At 54.6% G+C, this 13,267-nt stretch carries 9 protein-coding genes; 7 read left to right on the forward strand and 2 right to left on the reverse strand.

The annotated features are described in order from the left end of the window. Positions 1-48 precede the first annotated feature (48 nt). Complete coding sequence (locus K2H17_RS05835; RefSeq protein WP_300132516.1) at positions 49-765, reverse strand: pyridoxine 5'-phosphate synthase; 717 nt, start codon at positions 763-765, stop codon at positions 49-51. A gap of 132 nt (positions 766-897) precedes the next feature. Here K2H17_RS05835 and K2H17_RS05840 point away from each other — a divergent pair, with 132 nt between their 5' ends. From K2H17_RS05840 to K2H17_RS05865, 6 genes are all read left to right on the forward strand, one after another. Further along, positions 898-1,284 carry a hypothetical protein gene (locus K2H17_RS05840; RefSeq protein ID WP_300132519.1) on the forward strand — a complete coding sequence of 129 codons (387 nt, stop codon included), beginning with the start codon at positions 898-900 and terminating at the stop codon, positions 1,282-1,284. A gap of 34 nt (positions 1,285-1,318) precedes the next feature. Beyond that, positions 1,319-2,209, forward strand: a complete 891-nt coding sequence (locus tag K2H17_RS05845; RefSeq protein ID WP_300132522.1) for an NAD kinase — start codon at positions 1,319-1,321, stop codon at positions 2,207-2,209. Positions 2,210-2,243: 34 nt separating this feature from the next. Beyond that, complete coding sequence (locus K2H17_RS05850) at positions 2,244-2,969, forward strand: YgjP-like metallopeptidase domain-containing protein (protein WP_300132525.1); 726 nt, start codon at positions 2,244-2,246, stop codon at positions 2,967-2,969. 575 nt (positions 2,970-3,544) lie between these two features. Continuing rightward, a complete protein-coding gene (locus K2H17_RS05855) occupies positions 3,545-6,598 on the forward strand; it encodes a TonB-dependent receptor (RefSeq protein WP_300132528.1) in 3,054 nt (1,017 codons plus the stop codon). Between the two features lie 32 nt (positions 6,599-6,630). Beyond that, complete coding sequence (locus K2H17_RS05860; protein ID WP_300132531.1) at positions 6,631-8,175, forward strand: RagB/SusD family nutrient uptake outer membrane protein; 1,545 nt, start codon at positions 6,631-6,633, stop codon at positions 8,173-8,175. Between the two features lie 21 nt (positions 8,176-8,196). Next, positions 8,197-9,465 carry a SusE domain-containing protein gene (locus K2H17_RS05865; protein ID WP_300132534.1) on the forward strand — a complete coding sequence of 423 codons (1,269 nt, stop codon included), beginning with the start codon at positions 8,197-8,199 and terminating at the stop codon, positions 9,463-9,465. Between the two features lie 427 nt (positions 9,466-9,892). On the opposite strand, the gene K2H17_RS05870 is transcribed toward K2H17_RS05865, so the two are convergent. Then, entirely contained in the window at positions 9,893-11,332 is a 1,440-nt protein-coding gene (locus K2H17_RS05870; RefSeq protein WP_300132537.1) for a glycoside hydrolase family 28 protein, read from the reverse strand. A gap of 183 nt (positions 11,333-11,515) precedes the next feature. Between K2H17_RS05870 and K2H17_RS05875 the strand changes: the two genes are divergently transcribed. Continuing rightward, positions 11,516-13,237: a glycosyltransferase gene (locus tag K2H17_RS05875; protein ID WP_300132540.1), complete on the forward strand. Its 1,722-nt coding sequence runs from the start codon at positions 11,516-11,518 to the stop codon at positions 13,235-13,237. The last annotated feature ends 30 nt before the right edge of the window (positions 13,238-13,267 follow it).

Below are 13,267 nucleotides of genomic sequence, written 5' to 3' on the forward strand. Positions count from 1 at the left end.
GATTTCAGTTAATCAGATTCCATCAGTCAGACCAGAGGCGGAAGCGGCTCAGCCCTTGAGACATTCCTTGTAGCGGCGGATTGTCTCCTCCAGCCCCAGATAGAGCGCATCGCAGATAAGGGCATGGCCGATGGACACCTCGCTCAGACGCGGAATGTTGCGGTGGAAAAAGGCCAGGTTGACAAGGCTCAGGTCATGACCGGCATTCACTCCGAGACCGGCAGAGAAAGCAGCCTGTGCAGCCTCGACAAAAGGAGCGACGGCAGCTTCGGGATCTTTCGGATAGAGATCGGCATAGGGCTTGGTGTAGAGTTCGATGCGGTCAGCTCCGGTGCGGGCTGCAAGATGGATATTCTCCACATCCGTGCCTACAAAGATCGAGGAGCGGATTCCGGCCTCACGCAGACGGTCGACAACCGAGGTCAGGAAGTCCATGTGGTCAGCGACGTTCCATCCGGCGCTTGAAGTCAGAGCGTCAGGCGCATCCGGCACGAGGGTGACCTGTTCGGGCTTCACCTTCAGCACAAGATCAAGGAATTCGTCAGAGGGATAGCCCTCGATGTTGAACTCAGTTTTCACCAGCGGGCGCAGACGGTAGACGTCGTCGCGACGGATATGACGCTCGTCGGGGCGTGGATGCACAGTGATGCCGTCGGCACCAAAACTCTCACAATCGGCAGCCACCTTCAGAAGATCAGGCACATTCTCTCCACGCGCATTGCGCAAAGTGGCGATCTTGTTGATATTTACACTGAGATTTGTCATTTTTTAATAGTTCTGTAATCTTTTTGTCGGTCCGAGCAGTTCATTATATAGATGATTATTTGTAATTTTGTGGCTCATTCCGACCGATTTTGACCGCAAAATTAGTCAGAAAAACTAAAAAATAGAAATATTTTGCTCCGAAAAGACAGCACATCCATCCAAAACCTCGCCTTTCCGGCAGGCGCAGAGGCGACGCTTGAGCGGCTCTTTCCGAATATGGAGGAAAGCAGCACTCTGGTGGTCACCTGCCGCCGCGGCGATTACAGCGCCTCGCGGATAGCGCGCGCGGTGGAGGATGCCGACGCCCATCTGCTCAATCTCAATGTCACCGCCGACAGCGAGCGCAACGAAAACCGGATCATAGCCGAACTCCGCATCAGCCACCGCGACCCGGAAGCCGCCGCCCGTTCGCTCGAACGCTACGGCTATGAGGTCATCGGCGCCGAAGGGACTGCCGACACCGACGATTCCGTCATGCGCAGCCGCTATGAGGAACTGATGCGCTATCTCGGAGTATAATCATCCACCCCCTCACATCCTCCCCGCCAAGCCTATGAAAGTCGCTGTTTTCGGCAAACGCCGTCAGAGCCCGGATGACATCCCCCACATTCTTTCACTTCTGAACTCACTTGAGGCCGAAGGGGCCTTCATCAGCATCGACCGCCACTTTTTCGAGGCTATGTCGAGGATGACAGGCGAAACTCTCCCGGCCGACGACGTCTTCGAGGACGATGATTTTTCAGCCGACTTCTGTTTCAGCATCGGCGGCGACGGCACCTTCCTGCGCACTGCCCGGCGCGTGGCCTCCAAAGAGATTCCGATCCTCGGATTCAACACCGGCCATCTCGGTTTTCTCGCCGAACACTCGATTGCCGAAGGTCCCGGACTTGTGCGCCGGCTTTCCGAGGGGGACTACACGGTCGAATCGCGCTCACTGCTCGAAGGCAAAGGCATCGGCGAGGGGGTCAAGGCCGGGATTTCCGGCTGGGGCTTCGCCCTCAACGAAATAGCCATCCTCCGCCAGGACACTGCCTCGATGATCACAGTCAACACCCGTCTCGACGGCATGCCTGTTGCCTCCTATCAGGGCGACGGCCTGATTGTCAGCACCCCGACCGGATCGACAGCCTACAATCTCTCGGTCGGAGGACCGATCGTCCAGCCGACCGCTCCCTGCTGGGTACTCGCCCCGATAGCGCCCCACTCGCTGACCATGCGTCCGCTGGTCGTGGCCGACAGCCATGTGATCGACATCGAAGTCGAATCGCGCACCGACACCTACCGGGTGACGCTCGACGGCCGTTCGCTCATCCTCCCGATCTCAGTGCGTCTCCGTCTGCGGCGCGCACCATTTGTCACCAAGATCATCCACGCACCGGACCACAATTTCATCGACACCCTGCGCACCAAACTTCTCTGGGGCATCTCCAAACGCAACGAATGACGCGGCTTCGTCACATACAAGCTCAAACAAGAGCATGAGCAGTTTCCGCATCACTCATCCCACACTCGGACCGATCATCGTTGTCCGCCGCAGCGGCTCGCGCAAACTGTCGGCCCGATGGATCAACGGGCAGCTTCACATCAATATCCCCGCCGGTGTTCCTGACTTTGAGATCGGAAGAGCCATCGAGCGCCACAGACCCGACTTCGAAGCCATCCGCCCAAAGCCGCGCTATTCTGTCGGCCAGACAATCGACTGCCACAACTTCTCATTCTCCATAGCCAAAGCGGGCAAGGGCCAAGACGAGTTACAGATATATGTAGCATCAGATTCCACCGGGACTCACCCCCGCTTTGTGATCAGCGTTCCCGGCTCGGAGCCAACAGACACACCAAGAGTACAGCAGGCCATAAGCCGCTGTCTCCATCTCGCAGCCCGCAAACTCGCCCCGGCAATACTCCTGCCCAAAGCGCGGGAAACAGCCGAAAGACTCAATCTCAAAGTCGACAAATGGGAAATAGCCTCCGGAAAAACCACCCTCGGCACCTGCTACCCAAGCCAACGCCGCATCAGGCTTTCATACATGTGTGTGTTTCTCGATCCGGAACTCCGCAACTATATCATCTGCCATGAACTGGCCCATCTGACAGAACCGGGCCACACTCCGGCATTCCATCGGCTCTGTGACAGCTACTGCTCAGGCCGCGAATCAGAATTCATCAGCCGCCTCAGGAACTATCCCTGGCCGGTCGACCGCTAAAACGCACAGAAAATTTCCACCTTTATATATATAAGGATATATAGTACGGTTGGAATTTCGACTCATGCCACCGTCAGTCTGTCAAAACAATTATTAACACCAGCCTGGCAATTTCGCAAATTTACGTTAACATGCGTTAATAAGTTGGGGGGGGTAAAATTTTTTCTTATATTTGCCTCCGGAATTCCGTCAGACGGTATCCGCCCCCCTTTCCGGGAACATTGCTTCAAAAAATTTTTAAGGCAATGGCTTAATGTAGAGAGATATTGAAATAAGGACTTTTTGATTTGAAATTTGTAGAAATCGCCCTTTCCTATCTGTTTTGGGCACTATAATTGACGTGTGCACACTGTTAAAGACATCTGCAACCTAATTGTGCACCTTAAATCATCACCATCACCCTCCCCCTTTATTTCACAACGCTCCCCGCAGTCGGCCACTTGATCCCGACGGAAAGACGGCGTTGCCTCAACTGACGATCCGGATTTCGCCTCGTAGAACAAATATTTTTTAGAGATTTATCATATTTACTTAATTTTCAAAACAATTCGTGCATGAAGAACATTTGTTTTCAAATGACTCGGAAAGCGTGGTTAGTAGCCTTTATGGTCCTCTGCGCCGCTTTCCCCGCTTTAGCGCAGACAATTACGGTCAAAGGTTCCGTAGTTGACAAAGAGGGTGAGCCTCTGATCGGCGCAAGTGTAGTGGTCAAGGGCGAAACCCTCGGAACAGCCACTGACTTTGACGGTCTTTTCACCATCAGCGCCCCCTCAAACGGCACCCTCGTGGTATCTTACGTAGGCTACGAGACTCAGGAAGTCCCCGTCAACGGACGCAATGAAATCAACATCACATTAGCCGACAACTCAGTTCTCCTCGGCGAAGTCGTGGCTATCGGCTACGGTGTTGTCAAGAAAAGTGACGCCACCGGATCGGTTGCCACAATCAAACCGTCTGAAATCGAAGCCGGCCTTGCAACTTCGGCCCAGGATCTTCTCGTCGGCGCCTCTCCGGGCGTTGTCGTGACCACTTCAGGTAACCCCTCCGAAGGCGGCAACATCCAGATCCGCGGCGGTGCCTCGCTCGCTGCTTCAAATGCACCCCTCATCGTGATCGACGGTGTGCCTATGGACACCAAAGGCATCACCGGCTCTTCCAACCCCCTCGCACTCGTATCGCCGGAAAACGTTGAGTCGATGACCATCCTCAAAGACGCATCGGCAACAGCCATCTACGGTAGCCGCGCGTCAAACGGCGTCATCATCATCACCACCAAGACCGGTTCCAAAGGCAAGCCGCAGGTCAACTTCACCATGAACGGCTATGTCAACACCACCCGCAAATATCTCGACATGATGAGCGCAAGCCAGTTCAGCGACTTCATTGCCGAAGAATACGGAATCGAATCGGCTCAGTACGGACAGATCCGCGACTATGACACCGACTGGCAGAAAGCCCTCACACGCACCACTTTCTCGTCTGACTACAGCCTCAGCGTGGGCGGCACTGCCAAATGGCTCCCCTACCGAGTGGCCGTTTCCTACACCGACAACAACGGTATCGTCAAGAACACCGACATGGACCGCGTGTCGGCATCAATCAACCTCACTCCCAAGTTCTTCAACGATCTTCTCTCTGTCAACGCCAACCTCAAAGGCGCATACATCACCAACACCTACGGCGCCAACACCCTCCGTGCGGCAGCAGCCATGAACCCCACACTCCCCATCAAGGACCCTGACGGATCTCCCCTCTTCGGCTACTGGACCTCATTTGTCAACGGCGGTGTGCTCGCAGGCCCTGATGACGCAGGCGAGACAATCAACTCCACCGATGCCCCGCTCAACCCGATTGCCGACAACCAGGGCGCTATCTCCAAAGGCAAGGCCTATCAGTCTGTGGGCAACCTCCAGCTCGACTTCAAGATGCCCTTCCTCACCGACCTCCGCGCCAACCTCAACCTCGGCTACGACTATCAGCACGGTGAAAACCACAACAACCCCTTTGTGAACACCCCCAAAGCCTGGAACGACGGCTACTCAGTGCGTGAAGACGGCTCAACACGCATAATCAAGGACGGCGGCGTTTCACGCACCTATGAATTCCAGACCCGCACCAACCTGCTTCTTGACTTCTACCTCAACTACAACCACAACTTCAAGGACATCAGCTCGACCCTCGACGTGACCGCCGGTTACTCATGGCAGAAGTTCCACAACAAATACCGCAAATACAGCCGCGTCTACGAAGTTGTTGATCCCGAAAACGAACAGTTCCTCGGCAACCAGGCCAACCCGACCGAACGAAGCATCCATCCCCATCAGCTCGTGTCGTTCTTCGGCCGTGTCAACTTCACATTCCTCGACAAATATCTCGTGACAGCCACCGTGCGTCAGGACGGAACCTCACGCTTCTCCAAAGACCACCGCTGGGGCACCTTCCCCTCCGTGGCCCTCGGCTGGAAGATTCTTGAAGAAAGCTTCATGGAACCGGCCCGCGGCTACATGAACGAGCTCAAGCTCCGCGCAGGCTACGGTGTGACCGGCCAGCAGGATCTCGGTGACGACTACTTCCCCTATCTCCCCGTCTACAACCAGTGGACCGGCAGCGGCGCAGTCTATCCCTCGATCACAGGCAACCCCGAAACCGGCTCTTATCCGCTCTATCCCTCGGCCTACAACACTGAGATCAAATGGGAAGAAACCCACACCTGGAATGCAGGCGTTGACTTCGCATTCCTCAACAACCGCATCCTCGGTAGCCTCGACTACTACAAGCGCAAGACCAAAGACCTTCTCACCAAGTCGCCCTATCCCGCCGGATCAAACATCTCCAACGCCGGCAACATGAACCTCGGCGACCTTGAGAACACCGGTATCGAATTCAACATCACAGCCCGCCCCGTGGTGACCAAGGATTTCCGCTGGACATCATCATTCAACGTGGCATGGAACAAAAACAAGATCACCCGTCTCGCCGACGGAGCCGACACCGTGGTCGATGATTCAGGCATCTCGCTCGGCAAAGGCAACAAGATCCAGAAACACCAGGTAGGCTACCCCGCGTTCAGCTTCTACGTCTACGAACAGGTCTATGACGCCGACGGCAACCCTCTTGAAGGAGTCTACGTTGACCAGAACGGCGACGGCGAAATCAACGCCTCTGACAAGATCCTCTACCACAGCAGAGACCCGAAAGTCACAATGAATTGGTCAAACACCTTCAACTACAAGAACTGGGACTTCGGCATCACTCTCCGCTCAAGCCTCGGCAACTGGGTCTACAACGACGCCCAGGCAACCACTTCTGTGAAAGAGGTCAACAACACCCTGCCTCTCGCCAATCTCAACAACACCTCATATCTGTTCGAAAAGACCACCAACGAACTCGCCTGCAGCAGCTACTTTGTGCAGAACGCATCGTTCCTCCGCTGCGACAACATCACTCTCGGCTACACCTGGGACAATCTCCTCAACAACAATCTCCGCCTCCGTCTCTACGGTGCATGTCAGAACCCGTTCGTGATCACCAAATACAAAGGCCTTGACCCGGAAATCTTCTCCGGTATCGACAACAATGTCTACCCCCACCCCGTGACCTTCTCTTTTGGTATCGTGGCTTCATTCTAAACAGTTCATCACCCATATAAAGAAGAATCAACATGACATTTTCAAAATATATACTTTTCGGTGTCATCGCCCTCTCTGCGCCTGCTTTCACAGCCTGCGTCGGCGACCTTGATGTAGAACCGGAAAACCCGACAACCAAAACCGAGATCACAAGCGCCGACGATCTCTACAACGAACTTGCCGGCGTCTACGGAGGCCTGGTTTTTGAAGGCGGCATCACCGTTGACGACGGCGGCGCCGGTGTCTACACCCGCCAGCTCTGGAACCTCCAGGAACTCTGCACCGACGAAACCCTCATCGGCTCCAACTGGGGCGATGCAGGTCTCAGCGAACTCATCTACTCCACCTGGTCGACTGACAATCACTGGCTCTATGAATGCTTCTCGCGTTTCAACTACCAGATCTCCATCTCCAACCAGTTCCTGCGCGACCTCAAGAAGCACGCAGGCCTGCTCCCCGAATCAGGCAACCTCTCGGCTGAAGTGCTCGGAGCTGAAGCCCGCACAATCCGCGCCCTTTCATACTACCACATGATCGACATCTTCGGAAGAGGCCCCTGGTCTACTGAAGACTCCCAGGTAGGCATCACCCCTCCCACCTATGACAGCAAGGAACTTTTCGAAGCCGTGGTGAAAGATCTCAAAGATGCCATCCCAAGCCTCGTTCCCGCCTCTCAGCAGATCTACGGACGCCTCTCGCGCGAGGCCGGCTATATGCTGCTCGCCAAGCTCTACCTCAACGCCGAAGTCTACACCGGCGAAGCCCGCTGGCAGGACTGCGCCAACGCCTGCAACGAGATCCGCAAGACAATCGACAATCTCGCTCCCACTTACAAATACCTCTTCTGTGCCACTAATGACAAATACGTAGGCAACGGCGAGATCCTCTGGGCTATTCCTCAGGACGCAACCAGCCTCACAACCTACGGCGGCACCACCTACCTCTCAGGCGGCAGCTACCGCGGCGACTCAGATCTGCTCAAGACTCTCGGAGTGGCGGTTTCTGGCTGGGCCGGTCCGCGTGTGCGCGAAGAACTCGCCAAGGCATTTGCCGACGGTGACGAGCGCTGTCTGATGTACGAGGGCGACTACACTGCCGAAATCAAAGACCTCGGCGACCAGAATCAGGGCTACATGTGCGTCAAGTATGTCTACACCCCTGAAACCGACTACAAGAACGAAGCTCAGGATGCACCCTACTGCAACACCGTGTTCAACCCCACCGACTATCCCCTCTTCCGTCTGGCCGACGTATATCTCATGCTTGCCGAATGCGAGCTCAACAAAGCCACCGGCTGCAACGGTCTTGAGATGATGAACCGCGTTCGCCGCCGCGCCAATCTGGGTGATGTCAGCTCACTCACTGCCGAAAACATCCTTAAGGAACGCATGTGTGAACTCTATTGGGAAGGCCATCGCCGCTCCGACCTCATCCGTTTCGGCAAATTCGCCGGCTCTGACTACGTATGGTCATGGAAAGGCGGCACTCCCGCCGGCTCCAACACCCAGGCCTACCGCAACCGCTATTGCATCCCCACCCAGTTCATCTCAACCCTCGGACAGAACCCCGGCTACTAATCTCATAATACGATTCTATCAATGAAAAAGTTATATATTTTAGCATCACTTGCAGTAGCCGCTGCCTCCCTCACCTCATGTGAGGCTGACAAGGAGCCGGTCTACGTAGAACCCGCCGAAAAGGTATTCAGCCTTTCAGCTCCGGCAGAAGACGACAACATTGTCCTCGCCCCCGGCCAGGTTGTAGAACTTACAGCCGTAGCTCCTGACTATGGAGTCCCCCTTGTGACCACCTACTCTGTTGACCTCACCCTCGCCGACGAATTCACCGAAGCCAACGAGGAAACCGGCACAGAGGCCAACTACATCACACTCACCCCCAAGCAGCCCACCAAGACTGCAATCGAACTTGATGACAAGGACGTGACAACCGCCATCTGCCAGCTTCTCGGCATCAATACTTTCAATGAATTTGAAGATGCTGACGTTCAGCCGCAGAAAGTGACTGTACGCGCGAATGCCCGCATTCCATCGATCGCATCGAGCAACTGCGTGTCAAACAATGTGGTTCTCCCCTCCGTGACTCCCTACAATCCATTCCCGCAGGTTCCCGGCTATTGCTATCTTGTCGGCACCAACACAGGCTGGGCAGCTCCTGATGCGGCAAGCGCTGCGACTTATGCCAACTGGAGCATCGAAGAAACCGGCGTGGGTACCAACATCTACATCGGATCGCTCAACGTTCCTGCCGGCGAACAGTATTTCCGCATCTACACCGAACTTATCGGCTGGGACGGAGTATGTCTCGGAACTCCTTCAGGAGGTAATGAACTCATTACATTCACCGATGAGGAAACTCAGATCAACGTTGCCTATACTCAGGGTTGCTGGATGACAGATGCCTCATGGGAAGGCGGAGATGTTACTTTCACCATCGACCTTACCGACAAAGAAAATCCGAAACTTGCTGTGAAGAAAGGCGAATATCTGAAAGAGACATACGTCTATCTGATCGGAACTCCCAGCAACTGGACCGGTCCTCTGCCTGAAAACGAAAAGGCGCTTGAAGCATGGCGTCTGGTGGACCGCGGCGGAACAGGCATCTATTCTGCCACCTTCGATGTCCAGGCAAGCGATGTCTACTTCCGCGTATATCCGGAGCTTTCCGGCTGGGGTGCCACTCCTTATGCCGCAGAAGCCGGAACCGGAAATGTCAATATGACTCTCGGAAGCGCTTACAACTGCGTTGAAGGCGAAGGCTGCTGGACATTCCCCTGGGCAGGAGGCAAGCTCTCCTTTACGCTTGACACCAATGCCGGTACAATGACTGTCACTGCCGCAGAGGAATAATCAGCATCCTCAAGGAAATTACAAAGTCCCTTATTTCAATCTCAGCGCCGCCCGGTCCGACCCCTCCCAAGGGGAAAGGCCGGGCGGCCATATTCTGAGACATGGTGAAATTTCATCACCCTCGGCACTCCGCTCAAAGCCGACGGCAATCCGGATCTCGACTGCGACAACAGTCTTGAAGACCCGTCGCTCATCGTCCCGCCGGAAAACATTCTTTCTGTAAGCGGCAACCGGGTTCCGGTCACCATCCCGGCCAAAACATTTGCCGTCTGCCGCATCGGTGTGGCAGATACCCGGAAATAGTCTGACTGACGGCCACAACGGCCAACCCACAAAAAGCACCGGGCCTGATTCCGATTGTATGGAATCAGGCCCGGCGTTTTTAGAGGTTGTTAAAAAACAACCTCTTAGACATTCTGGCAACGGATTATTTCAGAGGCTGAAGCGTTCCGCTGTTGATCTTTAGATTGGAGAAGCGGACATCAGCGGTCTGGCCATTGAGAAGGAAAGCACCGTCTGTCACACCGTCGAACACCGAGTTCTTGACCTCAACATTGTAGACATTGCAGATGTCCTTGAAACCGTCGATACGCACACCGTATTTGCTCTTGCGGCAGTTGACATTTTCAAGGAAGACATTGCGCACTGTCGGGTTGAAGTCGCGCTGGCAGACCTCACGCTGTTCGTAAACCAGATTGATTTTCAGAACGGCTTCCTTGCACTGGCCGACTTCTACGTTGCGGACATAGATGTTCTCGATCACACCGCCGCGGCAGTTGTTGGTCTTGATGCGGATCACACGGTCAAGCTGCGGGCTGTCCATCTCGCAGTCCTCGACAAAGAGATTGCGGAAACCGCCTGAGATCTCGCTGCCGACAACCACACCGCCGTGGCCGTTTTTCATCTTGCAGTTGCGCACAATGATATTTTCAGAGGGGATGTTGGCGGTGCGTCCGTCGCGGTTACGTCCGCTCTTGATTGCGATGCAGTCATCGCCGGTGTCGAAATAGCAGCGCTCGATCAGCACATTCTTGCATGATTCGGGGTCGCAGCCGTCACCGTTGGGACCGTCGTTCTGGATGTGTACGCCACGCACTGTCAGATTCTCGCACAGCAGGGGATGGATCACCCAGAAAGGCGAACGCAGCAGAGTGACATCCTCGATCAGCACATTCTTGCACTTGACGGGGTTGACCAGCTGGACGCGCATACCGTAGCCGTCGCCCATACGGCGCTCCTCGACAGGTACGCCCTTTTCGTTCCACTCCATGAGCAGCGGACGGCCGATACGCTGCGAAATGATGCCTTTGCCGTCTTCCCAGCCGTAGCTCTTGGCACCGCACATGCGCCACCAGTTTTCAATCTCGGCACCACCGTCGATTGTACCCTTGCCGGTGATGGCGATGTTCTCCTGCTCATAGGCATAGATCATCGGCTGATAGTTGTAGCAGTCCATACCTTCCCAGCGGGTGCGCACAAGGGGATATTCCTTGAGATCGGGGGTGAAAAGCAGAGTCGCACCCTCTTCAAGGTGGAGATTGACATTGCTCTTGAGTGTGATGGGGCCTGTCAGCCATGTGCCGGCAGGAATCACGACGCGGCCTCCGCCCTCACGGGAGCAACGGTCGATCACCTTATTGATAAGCTGAGTGTAGAGATAGCCCTGAGTCTTGGACTTCTTGCCGTATTTGAACAGCGGATAGTCCTTCTCGCGGAATGTCGGAGCTTTGATTGATTTTTCAATCTCAGGATAAAGTTCGTTCCAGGCCTTTGCAACCTCGTCGGATGCTGAAGCCTTCTTCTGCGCCTGTGCAGGCACACTGACAAAAGCCAGTGCGAGCGCAAGCGCCATCAAAGTTTTCTTCATGGTCTTCATATAAATTAAATTCAACAATTATTTTTCTCAAAATCGAAACATGATCGGCCTACAAAGGTACTCAGAATTGACCACAATGCAAAATCCGTGTCATTTTTCATCTATCTTGCAGATATTTAGAAAAAAATGCTTACCTTTGCAGCCTGAAACGAAAAACTACATAGTAATTAAAGAATGGACAAAACACCTGCTGTATCACAGGTCGATCTCCTCTTCGAAGTAAGTTGGGAGGTATGTAACAAGATTGGCGGCATCTACACCGTCTTGTCCACAAAGGCCAAGACTCTCCAAAAGCTATTCAAAGACAAAACTATCTTCATCGGTCCCGATGTCTGGACCGCAGAAAATCCCTCTCCCTGGTTTTCAGAATGCAAGATCCCCGGACTCTCCGAGTGGGCGCTCGACGCCAAACTGCCTGACGGCGTGAACGTCAGAGTAGGCCGATGGGAAATCCCCGGACGCCCGATCGCAGTCCTTGTGAAATTTGACGGCATGTATGCCGTAAAAGATGAATTCTATGGAGAAATGTGGAACCGCTTCGGAGTGGACTCGCTCCACGCCTATGGCGACTATGACGAAGGCTGCGCTTTCGCCCACGCATCCGGAATTGTTATCGAATCGATCATAAAATCCGGCTACGGACAGCCCGTCCAGCCCGCCGGAAAGCGCGGACGCAAAAAGCAGAGCCGCATCGTGGCCCACTTCGACGAATGGACAACCGGCATGGGACTCCTCTATGTCCGCTGGAAACTGCCTAAAGTCGGCACGGTCTTCACCACCCACGCCACAAGCATCGGCCGCAGTATCTGCGGAAACAACAAACCGCTCTACGACTACCTGAAAGGCTATAACGGCGACCAGATGGCCCGTGAGCTGAACATGGAAGCCAAGCACTCTCTCGAAAAAGCCGCGGCCCACGCCGCTGATGCGTTTACAACCGTCAGCGAGATCACGGCCACCGAGTGCGAGCAGCTGCTTGAACGCCGACCGGACGTCGTGACCCCCAACGGTTTTGAAAAGAACTTTGTTCCCGCCGCGACCAAACTTCCGGCTGCCCGCAAAGCCGCCCGCGACAGAATGCTCTCGACAGCATCAGCCCTGACCGGCAAGAAAATAGATCCCAACACATTTATTGTCATCACCAGCGGACGCTGCGAATACCGCAACAAGGGACTCGACCTGTTCCTTGATGTCTGCGACGAGCTCAAACGCTGCAAACCGGCACGCAACATCCTCGCATTCGTAATGGTTCCCGCATGGCCCAAAGAAGCCCGCGCCGATCTGGCCGGACGCCTCGCCGATGTGGAAAAAACTCCGATTGTCAGCGATGAAACACCGCTCTGCGATCCTATAATCACCCACTGGCTCAACAATCCGGACTCCGACGCAGTCAACTGCCGTATCCACCAGCTGGGCCTTAACAACCTTGACAGCCATGTGGAAGTCATCTATGTCCCCTGCTATCTCAACGGGACTGACGGCATCCTCGACATGAGCTATTATGATCTCCTACCCGGCGCCGACGCCACAGTCTTCCCCTCTTACTACGAACCTTGGGGCTATACACCACTTGAAAGCGTTGCCTTCGGTGTACCGACTGTGACCACCTCTCTTTCGGGATTCGGCCAATGGGTTCTCCAGGCGTTCGACAACTACTTTGACGAATGTGGCGTCAATGTCATCGGCCGCGGTGACTCCAATTACCGTTCGGTTGTTGAAAATATCGCCCACTCGATCGAATATCTTGCCGGCATTGACCAGAAAGAGGACAAAAAGATCCGTAAAGCAGCCATGCAGACCGCATCCGAAGCCGCATGGTCAAAATTTATCAGCTACTATGACACAGCCTATCAGCTTGCCCTTGACAAAGCGGCCAAGCGAAAGGTCGGCCAATGACAACCTGATTTTTAAGACTGACTTACCTTA

The organism is Duncaniella sp., assembly GCF_029054785.1.
In the GTDB taxonomy this organism is placed as follows: domain Bacteria; phylum Bacteroidota; class Bacteroidia; order Bacteroidales; family Muribaculaceae; genus Duncaniella.